The sequence below is a fragment of the Ruegeria sp. CE8 genome (assembly GCF_056537465.1).
Window position 1 is genome coordinate 345757 of the sequence record NZ_JBQFRP010000002.1, and the last position, 16736, is coordinate 362492.

The window sequence follows — 16736 nt, forward strand, 5'->3', positions numbered from 1 at the left end:
ACAAGCCGTCGCAAGCCACGCCGCTGCGCCGGCGATCTAGGCGCAAGGCGATGTGAATTCGCCGCAGGATTAAAGGCAACGACATTGACCGAGCAGAGCCATCCCGTTCTTGCCTCCAGTAGCCTGACGGAACTCGGGCTGCGGCGCGAGATGAAGCCGGGCCATACCGGCCCGGACTATACTGAACACGTCTACGACTATGACACATTCTGGTATGACGCATTCTGGGACAAAGGCCGCCTGACGATCATCTGCCCCAAACTGTTTGGCCTGTATGACGTTATCCGCGAAGGTCGGTTTCTTCTGGATGGCAAAAAGGTCAGAAAAGTCCGCCTGAAACCGCATGAATTCTACGATGCCCTGATAATCAGCGAACCTCAAAAACCTAAAACACTGGCGTTCGAATGGGGTGGGTCACGGGTTGAATCTCTGGTGAATTCGGCCCGGCAAGATTCGGCCCCTTTCACGGGCAAAAATGTGGCCGTCACCCTTTCACGTGACAACAATCTGATCTGGATCGAGGATTTCGCTCGGTACCATTGCCAGGAACATGGGCTGGAGCAGATGTTGTTCTTCGACAATGCCTCGTCCCAGTATGGTCTGGATGACATCCGCGAGGCGCTAAGGCGGGGCGGTATCAGCAACCCCATCGTTCTGTCTGCCCCGTTTCGGTACGGTGTTGTTTCACAAGACAGGAAAGGCAAGACGCGCTTCAACACGATGTTTTTGCAGACCTCGCTGCTGAACATAGCACGCTTGCGGTTCCTCTCGGGCGCGCGCGCTGTTCTGCAATGCGACATTGATGAACTGGTCTGGTGCAATAACGGTAGAATCTTTGACCTGGCCCAAAAGCGGCCAACCGGTTTCGTGCGTCTGGGCGTGGAATGGCGATACCCGGATGCAGGCCGAACCGAAAGCTTCCGGCACTCTGATCATATCCGCAAATTACCCGGAGACGGGCTGTGCAGGGCCAAGTATTGTATCGCGCCTTCGGGGCCGCTTTGGTTCACATCGTGGCATGTCCACACGATCGGGTTGCTAAGGTCGCGTGGCAGCCTCATCACTCCAAAAGACAGCGGTATCTGGCACTGCAAGGCGATCACGTCGAGCGCCTGGCGGAACTATGACGCCAATGCGTTATCCAACTACGAACTGGCACCCGAAACGCGGGCGGCATTTGACCGTGTCGACTGGTCACTTAACCCGACCGGATAAGTCACCGGCCGGGTTTGAACGGTTTTGGGGTTTTGCTTAGGCCGCTGCGGCTTTCAGTTCACGTTTCTCGTCCCGCGCGAAGAAAATCAAGTAGAAAACAGGTGCCGCGACCATCGTCAGGATCGTTGCGAAGGCCAGACCACCCATGATCGTCACCGCCATGGACTTGAAAAACGCATCTGTCAGCAGCGGCGCCATACCCAGAATGGTGGTGATCGCCGCCAACATGACCGGACGCAGACGCGAGACCGAAGCTTCGATGATCGACTCACGCAAACCTTTGCCGGTCTCGCGAACCAGATCGATTTCCTCGACAAGAACGATACCATTCTTGATCAGCATCCCTGACAGGCTGAGCAAGCCCAGCAGCGCCGTGAACGTGAACGGCAGACCGGTGCCCAGCAAGCCGATGACGACACCGTTGACAGACATCGGCACCAGCAGCCAGATGATGATCGGCTGACGGACCGCGTTGAAGATCAACACCGAAATCAACACCATAATCAGCAGGCTTACTGGCAACTGACGGCCCAGACTTTCGTTTGCCTCACCAGCGTTTTCGAACTCGCCACCCCATTCCATGCGGTAACCCGCAGGCAGCTCCATCTCTTCGATGGCAGCGCGTACTTCCGAATGAACCTGAGCCGCCGTCATTCCCACCGGGATTTCAGCCCCAACAGTGATGGTCAGCACCCGGTCACGGCGGTGAACCAGCGTGTTGAGGGATTGGTATTCGAACCCGTCGACCATTTGTTCGATTGGCACAAACTTTTCTGACTGGTCCGAATACACCACCTGATCGACGATCGAGTAATCCCCGTCCGCTGGCCGGCGGATAATGATCGGGATCAGGCGATCGCGTTCACGGAAAACACCCGCTCTGACCCCGTCGGTGGAAAACTGCAGCGTTCCGGCGATATCTTCACGGGTCACGCCAGCAGTTTGCGCGCGTTCGGTCGCATAGATGGGCTGAACCGCCAGCTCTTTCTCACGCCAGTCCTGATAGACATGCAAAACATTATCTGAGGCGCCGCGCATCCGCAGGATAGCCTCGTCCGCAAGCTGCCTAAGTACAGCCGGATCACTACCCGAGAACCGGGCCTGAATGGGATCGCCGCCACCGGGGCCAAAGATCAGACGTTTGGTTCGAAACTCGCCTTCAGGGAATTGCGCCGATCCGAACGCCTCGAGATCAGCCTGCAGCGCCGGGATGTCGTCCAGAGTTTCCGTGCGGATGATCATGTGTCCATAACTCGGGTTCGGTTTCTCCGCCGAATAGGTCAGCAGGAACCGAGTTGCGCCCTGCCCAACGAACGTAGTTACGGCGACAACATCATCGCGCTTGTTCAACCATTCCTCAAACACGGCCATGTCTTCGGAGGTACGCGCTATGGGCGTGCCTTGCGGCAGTTTGTAGTGCACGAAGAACAGAGGCGTGTTCGAATCCGGGAAGAACTGCTGTTTCACCAGACCGAACCCGGCAAAACACGCGACCGTGATGCCGACCAGACCGGCAACGACCAGCCAGCGGAACCGAAGCGCCCATTGCAGGATGCTCCCGTAGATACGGAACATGATCCCGCCATATGCGTCCACTGCCCCTTCCTTGCCCTGCTTGAAAAAATAGTGGCCAAGCAGCGGCGTTACTGTCAGGGCCAGAACCCAGCTCAGCAACAGTGAGATTGCGATTACGGCAAACAACGAGAACAGGAACTCACCTGTCGCGTCCGGGCTGAGACCAATGCCTGCAAAGGCCATGATCCCGATGACCGTGGCGCCCAGCAGCGGGATTTGCGTTTTGGACGCGGCCTCATCCGCGGCATCCCGCGAGTTCTTGCCGCGCATCATGGCGATCTGCATCCCTTCGGCGACAACGATAGCGTTGTCCACCAGCATACCCATCGCAATGATCAAGGCGCCTAGCGAGATCCGCTCCATCTCGATCGAGAAAATCGACATGAAAAGAAGTGTCCCAACCACGGTCAACAACAGGGTCGAGCCAACGACAACAGCCGCGCGCCAGCCCATGAACAGCGCCAGCACGACGACCACGATGGTCACGGACATCGCAAGGTTCACCAGGAAGTCGTTCGAGGCCTGCTCGACCACCACGTGCTGTTGGTAGATGGGCAGGATTTCCACACCAAACGGGATTTGCGAGTCCAACTCGGTGAATTTTTCATCCGCGCGTTTACCCACCTCGACAATGTTCTCGGTAGAGAGGCCCGCAATGCCCAGCGTGAAAGCTTCGGCACCATTGAACCGGATCATCACCTCCGGGTCTGTCTGACGACCGCGATAGACGTCGGACATGTCGAACAGGTTTATCACCTGCCCTTGCGAGCCAACCGACAGGCCCGCAATCGCCGAAACACTGTCCGACCCTTCCGCAGTCAGGATGGTCGTACGGTCATTTTCCGACCGGACCGAGCCCGATGCATTCACGGAATCCGCATTTGCAATGGCTTCGTTGATCGCCTGCAGCGGCACGTTCTGGTTCACCGAGATAGCCAGATCGGGCTCGACGAAGATCGCCTCTTGCGGCAAGCCCATCACCTCGACATCTGCCACTCCTTCGACGGTCAGCAACTCACGCCGCAGGAAGGTCGACAACTCGTGCTTTTCGGCGTCTGAAAATCCATCGGCGGTCACGGCATAAAACAGTCCAAACACGTCTCCGAACCGGTCGTTGACCAACGGCTGCTGCACACCAGAAGGCAGGCCGCGCGCCGTATCACGCACCTTGGCGCGCAGTTTGGTCCAGATCTCCGGCAGTTCGGTGCCATCATAGGTCGATTTGATCTCAACCTCGATCAGAGACAAGCCAGGCTGGTTCACGGATGTGATCGTATCGACCTCACCCATTTGCTGGATGGCGGATTCCAATGGCTCCGACACTTCCAGCGCCACCTGCTCGGCTGTTGCCCCAGGATACTGGGTCGCGATGACCGCGTTCTTGATGGTGAAGGCCGGGTCTTCAAGACGCCCGAGCGAAAGGAAACCCCAGATACCGCCAAACAAGGCGATCAGGATGATTAGCCACGTATAGATCGGGCGATCAATGGATGCGCGCGCAATGTTCATCGATCCGCCCTTCAGTTTGCAAAGCCGGCAAAACGGCGCGCGGCTTGACCGTCGGTCAACGCCCCGCCGCCTGCAACGACGATCTCATCGCCGTCCTTCAAGCCGGTCAGAACCCGGACCTCGCCTGTCTGTGTCGGTTCGATGGTCACCGGCACTAGGCGCACCGTCCCTTCGTCGGCTCCTACTGGCGAAAACACCATGACACCCAGGTCACCGTTTGCGTCGGAAACGATCGCGGTGGCCGGAACAACGATTCCGGTCCGGCTGTCCTGAACCTGAACGTTCACGGTTACCGACGATCCCGGCAAAATCTGCAGCCCCTCGGGCGGGGTCAGGCCGAACTGAATGCGGAACGTTTGCCCCACGCTGGACGATTCCGCGTCAAACTCGCGGATTTGCAGCGGAAAGACTTCGTCGCTGACCGGAAATTTCGCGGTGATCGAGATATCGTCTTCCTGCCCAGAGCGCTGAAACAGAATTTCCGGAACGTCCACTTCGATCCGAAGTTCGGACATATCGTGGATACGCACGATCGGAGCGCCTGCGGAAACGGTGGTGAAGGATTCGACCGTGCGGCGCGAGACCAGAGCGTCAAAAGGCGCCGTCAGCGTAGCATGTTTCAGGTCGTATTCAGCGTCGCGAACAGCAATATCCGCCAGCTGTGCCTCGGTTTCCGCGTCATCCACGGCCACCTGACTGGCGGTTGTGCCGCGCAAGCGCGACAGGCGGGCGACGGTGCGATCCGCCTGATCCTTTTGCAGCACAGCCCGGTCATAACGGCGCTGAAACGGTTCCTGATCCAGTTGTGCGATCAATTCGCCCTTGGGGATCACAAAGCCTTCGGTCACCGGCATTTCGACAATCTGCCCGGCAACCTGAAACGCCAGGTCGACCGTCTGCCGCGCAGCGACGCGGCCAAAGAACTGGCGCGAGAAACCTGGTGAGGTTTCCTCGACTACCATCAATTTCACGGGTTTTGCCGTATCCTGCGCCATCGCAGAGGTGGCAAATACGGTCAGAGCAACGCTCAGAACAGAGAAGAGTTTCATTTCTTCAATCCCTCAGGAATTCCTGTTTTCATTATGTTTTCCCGGATCTTCCGGGCCAGTCGTGCGAACTCGGCAGTCTCGTCAGCGTCCAGACCCGAGGCACGGCGGAACAAGTCCCCCGCTTCTGCCAGCAACATCTGCCGCATCTCATGACCTTTATCGGTCAGAACCAGCAACCAGGCGCGACGGTCTTCGGGGTCGCGCTGTCGTGCCAGATACCCAGCCTCTTCCAGCGCATCAGCGGTCGACGTGATGGTCGATGGCACCGTCAACATGTCCGCGGCCAGAACGCCCATACGCTTGGGTTGATCCAACTTTACCATCATGTGACATTCCTGATGGCTCAGCTCGACCTCAAGAGCGTCAAAGCTTTCTTCCAGCTTCCAATAGAGTGCGTAGACGCCCATCATTGCCTGCACTTCGGGGCTGAGACGTCTGACCAAAGCGCTGTCGTCGTATGTCATGGGCGAATCCGTTTGCCATTTCGGCTTCGCATATACTTCGGAAAATGAACTATTCAAGAACTGAAGCTGATTTAATCGGAATCTTTAATATTCCCTTGGGTCAACCTCTCTTGAACAAACCCTTCTATGGCTGCATTTTGAGCAAATCCGAAACATTCAGGTTCTATCATGTACACGCCCGCGATCACCGGCTCCGGTGTTTTCACCCCCGAAAACGTCATCACCAACGCCGAACTTGTCAAAGCATTCAACGCCTATGCCGACAAGATGAACGACCAAAACGCGGAGGCGATTGCGGCGGGTGAGATCGAGCCGATGCAGCATTCTTCGGAGGAATTCATCGTCAAGGCGTCGGGCATCGAAAAACGGTACGTGATGGACAAGGACGGTGTTCTGGACCCTGACGTGATGCACCCCTTGCTGCGTCAACGCAGCGACGATGAACCGGGCATCATGACCGAGATGGCGGTCGACGCCTGCAAAAAGGCACTGGCACAGGCCGGGCGCAGCGCCGTAGACGTCGATCTGGTGATCTGCGCCGCCTCAAACCACGAACGCGCTTATCCTGCCGTCGCCATTGAGATTCAGCAGGCCCTTGGAATCAACGGATTCGGTTTTGACATGAATGTCGCCTGTTCTTCGGCCACTTTCGGGATTCAGGCAGCTGCGGACATGGTTCGCTCTGGCTCGGTCCGCGCTGCATTGGTGGTGAACCCCGAGATTTGTTCCGGCCATCTGGAATGGCGCGACCGCGATTGCCATTTCATCTTTGGTGATGTGGCAACAGCCACTCTGATCGAACGGGTCGAAGACGCGAAAGGCCCGCATTTCGAGATCCTGTCGACACGTTGCGCCACCGAGTTTTCAAACAATATCCGTAACAACAACGGCTTCTTGCGCCGTTCGCGCCCAGACGGCGTGGTTGACCGCCGTGACATGCAGTTCATGCAAAACGGCCGCAAGGTGTTCAAGGAAGTGTTACCGATGGTCAGCAAGCACATCTCGGACCACATGGAAGCAGAGGGTGTCGAAAGCGGCGATCTGAAACGCCTGTGGCTGCATCAGGCCAACAAGACGATGAACGACTTCATCGGCAAAAAGGTCCTGGGCCGCGAGCCCGCAGTCGGTGAACAACCCAACATCCTGCAGGACTATGCCAATACGTCTTCGGCCGGATCGATCATCGCGTTTTCCAAGTACTCCGAAGACCTGACGGACGGGGATGTCGGCCTGATCTGCTCGTTTGGCGCGGGGTATTCGGTGGGCTCCGTAATCGTGAAACGGCACGGGTGACGTCAGTCCTTTGGACCGTTGCTGATCCAGTTGTCATGCGAGCTAGATTGCGCTGAGACAGGCCGGTCCAACGCCCGCTCCACATTGAACTACGTTGATTTTCCGGGATTTAGGCGGTTATCCTTAACGGGATCGTCACGAAATCGGAGGGTCAAATGGACAGTTCCATATCCGATGAAGCACTGGCACGACTTCCATTCTGGGTAACTCCGCCGGGAGAAACAGATGGTTTTCTGGTTATCGTCGGGTTTCTGCTGGTGTTGGTGCTTCTCGGTTTCGGTGCGCTCTATTTCACGGTTCAGGCCATCCCCGATCGCATGGCGGCCGGCGCTCACAAAGTGCAGATGCAATTGGTAGGCGTTCTGGGGCTGATTTCGCTGTTCACCTTGAACAACGCCTTTTGGATCGCGGCAATCCTTGTCGCTGCCGTACCATTGCACGAGGTTTTCCCACTAAGACACGCATCCGAGACCGACGATGCTTGAGCTTCTTTTTTCCGCCCTGATCACGATCGTTCCCGACTATCTTTATCGCCGCTACAAGCAAGGCAAGCGGTGGGGACAAGAGCTTACTTTGTTCAATATCTGGTACGAGCTTCGTTGGGGGCTAACTGCCTGCGCGATTCTTGCGATCACTTTGATCACCATCATTTTCTATTTCCACCCATCGACGCGCAACGTATCTGCGCCGTTTCGCACCGTGACGATCCTGTCTGACCGACCCGGCCGTGTTGCCGAAGTTTATGTCGCAAACAACGAAGCGGTTGAGGCCGGCGATCCGATTTTCCGCCTGGACACGACACGTCAGGAAGCGGCTGTGGAAACCGCGCAGCGACGGATGGAGGAAATCGACGCCGCGCTGGGCCTTGTCGCGACTGAGATTGCCGGCGCCACAGCGCAATTGGAAACGGCCGAAGCTGATCTGAGGCAGGCAACGGACGATCTGAATCGCCGTGTTGCCCTGGCAGAACGCAACGACACCGTGGTCAGCGAACAGGAACTGGAACGCTTGGAGACCGCAGTGTCGCGCGCGGATGGTCAACGAACAGCCGCTATGGCGGTGCTCGACGGTGCGAAACTGCGCCAAACTACTCTTTTGCCGGCACAACGGGAAAGCGCACGCGCCGTTCTGCGCGAAGCTGAGAATGAAATTGCCAAATCCACCATATTCGCCGAAGTGGACGGGACTGTGACGCAATTCCTGTTGAAACCGGGCGACATCATTAACCCGATCCTACGCCCTGCAGGTATTTTGGTGCCGGAGACCACCGGGCAAGGACGCTTTGTGGCGGCCTTTGGTCAAATTTCGGCCAGTGTTGTGAAACCTGGCATGCTGGTTGAAATCACCTGCGCATCGAAACCACTGGTCGTCATCCCAATGGTCGTTGATGAGGTTCAGGGGGCAATCGCTGCCGGGCAATTCCGGCCGGGCGATGCGCTGTTGGATCAACAGGACCGCGCTCGGCCAGGCACGGTAACCGCTTTCCTCAGCCCAATATTCCCCAAACACGTTGAGCGCATTCCGCGGGGCAGTTCCTGCGTTGGTGTTGCCTATACCAGCCGCGCCGAGGAAATCGAATCCGGAGAGATCACCGGAATGTCGGCATTTGTTGCCCGGATCGTGGACGGCATGGGCATTGCCAACGCCATCGTTCTTCGGGCGCAAGCCATTTTATTGCCAGTCAAGGTTCTAGTATTCTCTTGAAGCCCAGATTTGCCGCACCGGTTGATGGCTTGGGCAATGCAGATGGCTTTCTTTGAGCTTTTTCGCAGCCTTCCTTACCCGCTCCCAATTGGTATTTTTGTCGGCACCAGGAAACCAAGGATTGCAATGCGACCGTTCAGTGAGTGGACAGCGGGCGTGAACCTCAGCTCACGCTTTCCTCTTCCAGATGCAGTTTCATGTCCAACAAGACCTGTTGCAGCAGGCTGGTTTCCTTCAACAGTCGTTTGGCTTCGTTTACAGTGATGATCCCGTCCTCAATCGCGGACTGATATTCGGTCATCAGCATCGCAAACCGTTGGCTCAGCGCGATCACGTCGGAATTCACGCCACCAGTGCGCGGGCTATCGTCGTTTCGTCCGTCATAAGACAGGGTGATGTTCTTCAAATCGGCGAGAGCCGAGGTGACGTGAGGGAAGTTCGACACCGCCTCGAGTCGCGCAACTGCGTCCACAGGCATGAACCGGTCGGCATGTTCGATATTGTCGGAATAGTAACGGCCCAACGTGGCTTTGGACTTGCCGGTGATCTCGCACGCGGATTCGATTCCCACGTCTTTAACCAGCGCTTCGGTATGTTTTTTCAGGTAGGCCCCGATATCTGCCATGTTTTTACCTTCATTGCCTGCATCACCCACTACATCTGCCATTGTGGGGGAAAGGGAAACGAAATTTCCCATACTCGATTCATAATTGAAATGTCATATGTTGGCTATCCCTCAGATATGCAGGGGTTTTGTGAGTGAGTGGCGGCATTTCATGCCGGTAATGAGTAATCGCAGAGCTTTTTTGCTCTGCTTCGTTTAGGCCGCATGTTGGCCGACGGCGTCGCTGTTGTTGAGGCGGGGGTATCCATCCCCAAAGGGCTTACGCTCGACCTCTGCAACAATAACGGCGACGTCGCTTGTTCAAGCAGTTTGATGACTTGCCCGTCCGGTTCTGGCGTTTTAGACCCGGACCATGGCTAAGCTCTACTTCAACTATTCAACTATGAACGCGGGAAAATCGACGGTGTTGCTGCAGGCCTCGCACAATTACCGTGAGAGGGGCATGGACACCTACCTGATGACCGCAGCCCTGGACGGGCGCGCCGGTGTCGGGCGGATTGCGTCGCGCATCGGAATCTCCGCTGACGCCGACACATTCGCCACCGAAGATGACGTGTTTGCAATGATCAGACAGCGTCTAGATCAAGGTGAAATCGCCTGCGTCTTTATCGATGAGGCGCAATTTCTGACGGAAAAACAAGTCTGGCAACTGGCCCGTGCCGTAGACGACTTGCGAGTGCCGGTTTTGGCTTACGGTTTACGGGTGGATTTCCAGGGCCGCTTGTTTCCGGGTTCGGCTGCTTTGCTGGCACTGGCCGATGAGATGCGCGAAGTGCGCACCATTTGCGAATGCGGGCGCAAGGCGACGATGGTTATCCGTCAGGACGAAAACGGCAACGCCATCACCGAAGGCGCGCAGGTCCAGATCGGCGGGAACGAGACTTATGTCTCGTTGTGCCGCAGACATTGGCGTGAGGCCGTCGGAGACTAAACCGGGTTGAGCAGCGGTCGGCCAGCGACAAAGGCCGCGACGTTGTCCAGCGCCATATTTCCCATGTCGGTTCGGACCTCTTCGGTCGCGGTGCCAAGATGAGGCAGTAACGTTACGTTATTCAAATCGCGCAGCACCTGCGGCACGTCGGGTTCAAATTCGTAGACATCAAGACCCGCGCCCGCGATCTGACCGGATTGCAGGGCAGCGATCAGGGCGGCCTCGTCCACCACTTCTCCGCGCGCGATGTTGATCAGGATGGCCGAGGGATTCATGGCCTCCAGCACCTCTGCATCAATAAGGTGCCGGGTTTCGGCACCACCTGGAACGGCGAGGACCAGAAAATCGACCGCTGCGGCCAGTTCCTTTAGATTCGGGATGTTCTCTGCTGGGAACTCCACTTCCTTTGGGCTGCGCGACTGATACGCCACGTCCATCTCAAAACCGAAATGGCAACGCCAGGCAATCGCCTGACCAATACGGCCCATCCCCACGATCCCGACACGCTTACCGGTCACATGATGCCCAAGCATCTGGGTCGGGTGCCACCCCTGCCAGTCACCGGATCGAACCAGCCGTTCGCCCTCGCCCGCGCGGCGGGCGGTGGACAATAGCAAGGTCATGGCGATGTCCGCCGTAGCATCGGTTACGGCGCCGGGCGTGTTGGTGACTTCAACGCGCGCGGCACGCGCAGCCGCCACATCGATATGGTTGTATCCCACGCCGAAATTGGCCAACAACTTGCAGCGCGGCTCTGGCACCTTGGCAAAAACGTCAGCCGAAAACTGATCGCCTAGCGTTGGAACCACCACATCGAACTCAGCCAAGGCCCGCCGCATCTCGTCAGGCGTCATCGGCAAGGTGCTGCTGCGAATTTCGACATCGAATTCAAAGCGGGCGCGGGCCTCGACGGCCCGAGTCATCGGGCGGGCGATAAATAGCTTCATCAGTGCATCCGCCCACCGGTTGGAACTTCGCCATCAGGGCCGATCAGAACGATCTCACCATTGTCATCGGGAAGGCCCAGAACCAGTACTTCGGACATGAACTTGCCAATCTGACGCGGGGGGAAGTTGACGACGGCCATCACCTGCTTGCCCACCAGTGTCGAGGGATCGTAATGCGCCGTGATCTGAGCCGAGGTCCTGCGTTCGCCGATTTCCTCTCCGAAATCGATCCACATCTTGATCGCTGGTTTGCGAGCTTCGGGGTACGGTTCGGCGCGGATCACTTCCCCCACGCGGATGTCCACCTTCAGGAAGTCGTCGAATGTAATCTCACTCACGGGACAGCTCCTTGGATCGGTCGGTTGCGGCTTTGACCGCGCGGTGCAGCAGGTCTGGGAAGCCCAATTCTTCGTGCATCAGAACCTCAAGTGCGGCCTGTGTCGTACCATTGGGAGACGTCACGTTGATGCGCAGCTGCGAGGGGTCTTCCTCAGCCGCCATAGCCAGCGCCCCTGCCCCGGCTACGGTGGATTTGGCCAGCTTCATTGCCAATTCGTGCGGTAAGCCCTGCGCCTGACCGGCGGCGGCCAGTGTTTCGATCAGATGAAAAACATAAGCGGGACCCGAACCGCTTAGGCCGGTCACCGCGTCCATCTGCGACTCATCGTCCAGGCGGACTGTTTCGCCGATTGCGGACAGCAGGTTTTCGGCAAGGGCAACATTGGCGTCCGACGCATTTCCGTTGCCGATCAATGCGGTGATTCCCTGCCGGATCGCAGCCGGAGTATTCGGCATCGCACGCACGATCGGAGTTCCGTCGCCCAAGACGCTTTCAAAAGTGGCGATGGACGTACCAGCGGCGACCGATACAAACAGGCTGCGGCCTCCGCCCAGCGCCTTGATCGCGGGCAGCGCATCGCCCATCATCTGCGGCTTAACGGCAACCAGCACCACGGCCGGAGCTTCGGGCAACGGGGTGTTGATATTGACGCCTTGCGCCTTCAACCAGTCCGAAGGGTATGGGTCGATTACCCAGACGGCGGACGCAGGAAGGCCATGTTCCAACCATCCGGCGAGCATGGCCGATCCCATCTTGCCGCATCCCAGAAGAACCAGCCCCTGCTCGGCGATGCGTGACATGTCCATGATTGCCCCTCCCCTTATTCGGCTTGGGGCAAAGCTTTACGCGCGGCCGTAAGCCTCTGCAATGGCGACTTGCATCGCTTCTTCAGGGGTACGGTTGCCCCATGTGACCAACTGGATTGCCGGGTAGTAACGCTCGGCGCTCAGCACTGCGGCGGTGATCATTGTGTCGATCTGTTCCGGGCTGGCCATCTGGCCGCCCGCCAGCACCAGACCATAACGATAGACCATCAGTTTCTGGTTGGCCCAGTAGGTGAATGCTCCGGCCCAGCACTGATCGTTCATCTTGTTCAACAACTCGTACAGTTCGGTTTCCCGCCCGGATGGAGGCTCCATCTCGAACGAGCACACCATACGGAGCGTTTCGTCATAGTTGGACCAGGCCAGAGTGATCGAGTATGTGCGCCACTGCCCCTCGACAGCCATGGCGATCTGATCATCCCCGATCCGGTCAAAATCCCAGTCGTGGTGTTCGGCAAGATGTTCAACAATGTCGATTGGATGAAGGTCTTCTTCGAGAAACTGCTCGGAAAGGGCCATAATGCCACCTCACTAATCTCTAGCCTTGTAGGGGCTGGCAGCGCCCCAGCGCTAGTTGCTTGCTCTACAAGCCGGGCTTCCCCCGTCTGCCTGTACTAAATATGGTGCGACGCGGACGGGGTTCTGGCAACCCTATTTGTTGGGGATAACAGCAATAAGTTGTGGACAGCTGGCAACGGAGATCAAAATATTGGCATCTTGCCCAGCTTTGACTTGATTAAATTCTGCGAGGCGTCAGAATACACAACACCGCACAATCCAAAGCCGGATTGCGCGGCGTCTTACCTGTCTCGAATTGTGGATAAGCGGACTTACTTGTCCAGCTTGGCCTCAAGCGCCGCAATGCGCGCCTCAAGCGCTGCGTTCTCTTCGCGGGCTTTCTGGGCCATGGCGCGGACAGCGTCGAATTCCTCACGCGTGACGAAATCGCGATCAGCCAGCCAGCGGTCGATCATCGACTTCATCGCGTTCTCGGCCTCTTCCCGTGCGCCCTGCGCCACGCCCATGGCGTTGGTCATCAGCTGGGAAACGTCATCAAGAATCTTGTTGCGGGTTTGCATGGCTTTACTCCGGTATCGCGGTTGGTCTCTATATGGGTAAAGATTGGCCCGGGCTCAAGGTTGACTTGCCCCGCTAACCCCGGGCAATGAGACGCATATGCAGGCTGTTCTGAATTTCCCCGATCTGTCGCCCGAATTGTTCTCGATCTCGCTGTTCGGGATGGAGTTCGCATTACGGTGGTACGCGCTGGCCTATATCGCCGGCATTTTGATCGCATGGCGTATGGGAGCCATGGCGTTGAAGCGGCCTGCCCTGTGGCCCGATCAAACACCCCCGATGAAGCCGCAGCAGTTGGAGGACCTGATCACGTGGATCATCCTCGGCGTGATTCTGGGCGGACGGCTGGGATTCGTTCTGTTTTACCAGCCCAGCTATTACCTGTCGCACCCGCTGGAGATTCTGAAAATCTGGCAAGGCGGCATGGCATTTCACGGTGGTCTATTGGGGGTCGTGGTCGCTACGATTCTGTACGCGCGGCGTCATCAGATACCGATTTTGTCGCTGGCCGATCTGGTCGCACACACGGTGCCGCCCGGGCTACTGCTTGGACGACTGGCCAATTTCATCAATGCCGAGCTTTGGGGACGGCCCAGCGAATTGCCCTGGGCTGTGATCTTCCCCGGCGCGGCCGCACAGGATTGCCCCGGCGTCGTCGCGGGGATGTGCGCACGACACCCCTCGCAGCTGTACGAAGCCGCGCTGGAGGGTTTGCTCCTGGGTGCAGTTCTTTTGTGGATGGCCTATCGACGCGGGGCGTTTCACAAACCAGGCCTTGTGATGGGGGTGTTTCTTGCCGGGTATGGTGCGTCGCGGTTCATTGTCGAGTTCTTCCGCCAACCTGATGCACAGTTCGTCTCGCCCGGTAATCCGCTGGGGCTGGCGTGGCACGTGGGCGGATATGGGCTGACGATGGGACAATTGCTGTCGCTGCCAATGATCGCGCTCGGCCTGTGGTTTGCCTTGCGCGCGCGACGGGTAACATGAGCTTGAAAGATCACCTTCTGGCGCACATCGCGCTGAACGGACCGCTGAGCGTCGCCGAATATATGACCGAATGCCTGCTGCATCCGGAATTCGGCTATTACACCACGCGCGACCCGCTGGGTGCGCAAGGGGATTTCATCACCGCGCCGGAAATCTCTCAGATGTTCGGAGAACTGATCGGCCTAGGCCTGGCGCAAAGCTGGATGGACCAAGGAAAGCCGGAAAGCTTTGTGCTGGCCGAACTTGGTCCGGGACGCGGCACCCTGATGGCAGACATCCTACGTGCGACCCACGGCCTACCGGGTTTTCACTCGGCCGCGCAGATCGTACTGTTTGAGGCCTCGCCCGCCTTGCGGGACATTCAGAGGCAGGCACTCAGGGCACACGAACCACTCTGGATCGACTCGGTTGCGGACCTCCCCGAAGCGCCTTTGTTTCTGGTGGCAAACGAGTTCTTTGACGCCCTGCCCGTGCGCCAATTCTTACGGGACGGCCATGGCTGGCGAGAACGGCTGATCGGCGCAGAAGGCGAATCGCTGACTTTCGGGTTGGGGCCGCACGCGGCTCAGGTGGCGCTGAACGATAGGATTGTGGACACCGAAGACGGTGATCTCGTCGAGCTTTGTGCCGCTGCAATTCCGATTCTGACCGTGGTCGCAGGCCGGATCGCCTCGCATGGAGGGGCCGCGCTGATCGTGGACTACGGCGACTGGCGTTCGCTGGGCGATACATTTCAAGCCCTTCAAGCGCATGAACATGCGGACCCGCTGGAGACACCGGGTCAGGCGGATCTGACCGCCCATGTGGACTTTGAGCCGCTTGCTCTTGCCGCGCGCGCTGCCGGGTGCGCCCATACCCGGCTGACGCCTCAGGGCGTGTTTCTGGAGCGCCTGGGAATCACCGCGCGCGCGCAAGCTCTGGCCACGCCGCTCGGCGGGTCTGAGCTTGAGACACTGGTCGCTGCACATCGCCGGTTGACGCATCCCGAGGAAATGGGAAACCTGTTCAAAGTACTGGGTCTCTACCCCTCTTATGCTGCATCTCCACCGGGACTGGAATCATGACACTGGAAATTCTGACCTCGGACATCCTATCCCCTGTCCGCCACGGTTTCTTCAGCCGACGCGGAGGTGCATCGTCCGGAATCTTCAAGGGTTTGAACTGCGGGTACGGATCCTCTGACCAGACCGAAGCAGTGACGATCAATCGCCAGCGCGTAGCCGCGGCGATGGAGGTCGAACCGGACGCCCTAGTCAGCGTGCATCAGGTTCATTCGCCAACTGTTCTGACGGTGGACAGTCCGTTTAACGAGGACAAACCAAAGGCCGACGCCGTAGTGACGGCAACCCCGGGCCTGGCGCTGACGATTCTAACGGCGGATTGCCAACCTGTCCTTTTCGCTGATCCTGACGCCAAAGTCATCGGAGCCGCACACGCCGGCTGGCGCGGCGCACTGGACGGTGTCCTTGAAGCGACGGTGGACGCGATGGAATCGCTGGGTGCTCAGAGAGAGAACATCGTCGCCGTAATTGGGCCGACAATATCGCAACGCGCTTATGAAGTTGGTCCGGACTTTCTTGATGAATTCGTCGCGGAGTCGCCGGAAAACTTAAGGTTCTTTGCAAATGGAGAAGGCGACCGGCTACAGTTCGACCTACCCGCATTTGGTTTGCACAGGTTGCGTCAGGCGGGCGTAGGTCAGGCCGAATGGACCCGGCACTGCACCTATTCGGATCCGGACAGATTCTATTCCTACCGCCGGTCCATTCACGCAAAACAGGCTGACTACGGCCGCCTGATTTCGGCCATTAAATTATAGCCCTCGCCTGAAATGTGGCAATTTCGCCGCTTTTTTGCCACATTTTTTGTGTCTTCTGAGTCGAGACATTTTGATTTTTATTGTCCACGCTCAGGTGCTTATCAATCGATTTTCCAGCAGCGTGCGACAGTTCGAAAAAAGAGGAACTGCCAACCTTCAATATTCCTGATTTCATCCCGGATCAGCCATACCGGCGCCGCATTGGCCCGTCACATTGGTTCGACAGAGGAAATCGGGGCGTTCGCTCCCAATACGAGCAGGAACAAAATAATGAAGGTAAAATCTCGCTTTCTCAGTGCCGTCGTTGCGGCCACAAGAAAGCAGGCACCGGAGATGCCGTGGAAACGGGTTTCCAGCAGTTCGGTCAGAGTCGCACG

The 16736-nt window shown here is 57.8% G+C and carries 17 protein-coding genes; 8 read left to right on the plus strand and 9 right to left on the minus strand.

Features of this window, described 5'->3' with window-relative positions; translation table 11 throughout:
- Positions 1-84 precede the first annotated feature (84 nt).
- Entirely contained in the window at positions 85-1215 is a 1131-nt protein-coding gene (locus ACR0AA_RS04655; protein ID WP_480662270.1) for a hypothetical protein, read from the plus strand.
- Between the two features lie 36 nt (positions 1216-1251).
- Here the strand turns inward: ACR0AA_RS04655 and ACR0AA_RS04660 are convergent, their stop codons facing one another.
- Genes ACR0AA_RS04660 through ACR0AA_RS04670 form a run of 3 tightly spaced genes read right to left on the minus strand, consistent with a single transcriptional unit; the run spans position 1252 to position 5812 of the window.
- On the minus strand, positions 1252-4299 hold the full coding sequence (locus ACR0AA_RS04660) for an efflux RND transporter permease subunit (protein ID WP_480662268.1): 3048 nt from the start codon (positions 4297-4299) through the stop codon (positions 1252-1254).
- Between the two features lie 11 nt (positions 4300-4310).
- Positions 4311-5348, minus strand: a complete 1038-nt coding sequence (locus tag ACR0AA_RS04665; protein WP_480662266.1) for an efflux RND transporter periplasmic adaptor subunit — start codon at positions 5346-5348, stop codon at positions 4311-4313.
- Positions 5345-5812 carry a MarR family winged helix-turn-helix transcriptional regulator gene (locus ACR0AA_RS04670; protein ID WP_480662264.1) on the minus strand — a complete coding sequence of 156 codons (468 nt, stop codon included), beginning with the start codon at positions 5810-5812 and terminating at the stop codon, positions 5345-5347. Before ACR0AA_RS04670 ends, ACR0AA_RS04665 begins: the two co-directional genes overlap by 4 nt.
- A 168-nt stretch (positions 5813-5980) precedes the next feature.
- Here ACR0AA_RS04670 and ACR0AA_RS04675 point away from each other — a divergent pair, with 168 nt between their 5' ends.
- The 3 genes from ACR0AA_RS04675 to ACR0AA_RS04685 all read left to right on the plus strand — a co-directional run bounded on the left by ACR0AA_RS04675 (position 5981) and on the right by ACR0AA_RS04685 (position 8809).
- Entirely contained in the window at positions 5981-7105 is a 1125-nt protein-coding gene (locus tag ACR0AA_RS04675; protein ID WP_480662262.1) for a beta-ketoacyl-ACP synthase III, read from the plus strand.
- 155 nt (positions 7106-7260) lie between these two features.
- Positions 7261-7590, plus strand: coding sequence for a hypothetical protein (locus ACR0AA_RS04680; protein ID WP_480755536.1), 330 nt, complete (start codon positions 7261-7263; stop codon positions 7588-7590).
- Entirely contained in the window at positions 7583-8809 is a 1227-nt protein-coding gene (locus ACR0AA_RS04685; protein ID WP_480662258.1) for an HlyD family secretion protein, read from the plus strand. Before ACR0AA_RS04680 ends, ACR0AA_RS04685 begins: the two co-directional genes overlap by 8 nt.
- A gap of 163 nt (positions 8810-8972) precedes the next feature.
- Here ACR0AA_RS04685 and ACR0AA_RS04690 read toward each other — a convergent pair whose 3' ends face one another.
- Positions 8973-9434: a hypothetical protein gene (locus ACR0AA_RS04690; RefSeq protein ID WP_239337680.1), complete on the minus strand. Its 462-nt coding sequence runs from the start codon at positions 9432-9434 to the stop codon at positions 8973-8975.
- A 352-nt stretch (positions 9435-9786) separates the two neighbouring features.
- Here ACR0AA_RS04690 and ACR0AA_RS04695 point away from each other — a divergent pair, with 352 nt between their 5' ends.
- Positions 9787-10365, plus strand: a complete 579-nt coding sequence (locus ACR0AA_RS04695; protein ID WP_480662256.1) for a thymidine kinase — start codon at positions 9787-9789, stop codon at positions 10363-10365.
- On the opposite strand, the gene ACR0AA_RS04700 is transcribed toward ACR0AA_RS04695, so the two are convergent.
- The 5 genes from ACR0AA_RS04700 to ACR0AA_RS04720 form a co-directional block, all read right to left on the minus strand.
- Positions 10362-11312 (minus strand): 2-hydroxyacid dehydrogenase, encoded by a 951-nt coding sequence (locus ACR0AA_RS04700; protein ID WP_480755537.1) that lies wholly within the window; start codon positions 11310-11312, stop codon positions 10362-10364. The genes ACR0AA_RS04695 and ACR0AA_RS04700 overlap by 4 nt on opposite strands.
- Positions 11312-11650, minus strand: a complete 339-nt coding sequence (locus ACR0AA_RS04705) for a tRNA-binding protein (protein ID WP_480662252.1) — start codon at positions 11648-11650, stop codon at positions 11312-11314. Before ACR0AA_RS04705 ends, ACR0AA_RS04700 begins: the two co-directional genes overlap by 1 nt.
- The gene (gene proC / locus ACR0AA_RS04710) at positions 11643-12458 is read right to left on the minus strand and encodes a pyrroline-5-carboxylate reductase (protein WP_480662250.1); all 816 of its coding nucleotides are present in this window, start codon (positions 12456-12458) and stop codon (positions 11643-11645) included. The genes ACR0AA_RS04705 and proC overlap by 8 nt, the downstream gene beginning before the upstream one ends.
- Positions 12459-12494: 36 nt before the next feature.
- Entirely contained in the window at positions 12495-12995 is a 501-nt protein-coding gene (locus ACR0AA_RS04715) for a type III secretion system chaperone family protein (RefSeq protein WP_480662248.1), read from the minus strand.
- A 311-nt stretch (positions 12996-13306) separates the two neighbouring features.
- Positions 13307-13555, minus strand: a complete 249-nt coding sequence (locus tag ACR0AA_RS04720; RefSeq protein WP_050604795.1) for an accessory factor UbiK family protein — start codon at positions 13553-13555, stop codon at positions 13307-13309.
- A gap of 97 nt (positions 13556-13652) precedes the next feature.
- On the opposite strand from ACR0AA_RS04720, the gene lgt reads away from it, so the two are divergent.
- The 3 genes from lgt to pgeF are packed head-to-tail and all read left to right on the plus strand — an operon-like array spanning position 13653 to position 16359.
- Complete coding sequence (gene lgt, locus ACR0AA_RS04725) at positions 13653-14540, plus strand: prolipoprotein diacylglyceryl transferase (RefSeq protein WP_480662244.1); 888 nt, start codon at positions 13653-13655, stop codon at positions 14538-14540.
- Positions 14537-15604, plus strand: a complete 1068-nt coding sequence (locus ACR0AA_RS04730; protein WP_480755538.1) for a class I SAM-dependent methyltransferase — start codon at positions 14537-14539, stop codon at positions 15602-15604. The genes lgt and ACR0AA_RS04730 overlap by 4 nt, the downstream gene beginning before the upstream one ends.
- Positions 15601-16359, plus strand: a complete 759-nt coding sequence (gene pgeF / locus ACR0AA_RS04735; protein ID WP_480662240.1) for a peptidoglycan editing factor PgeF — start codon at positions 15601-15603, stop codon at positions 16357-16359. Before ACR0AA_RS04730 ends, pgeF begins: the two co-directional genes overlap by 4 nt.
- The last annotated feature ends 377 nt before the right edge of the window (positions 16360-16736 follow it).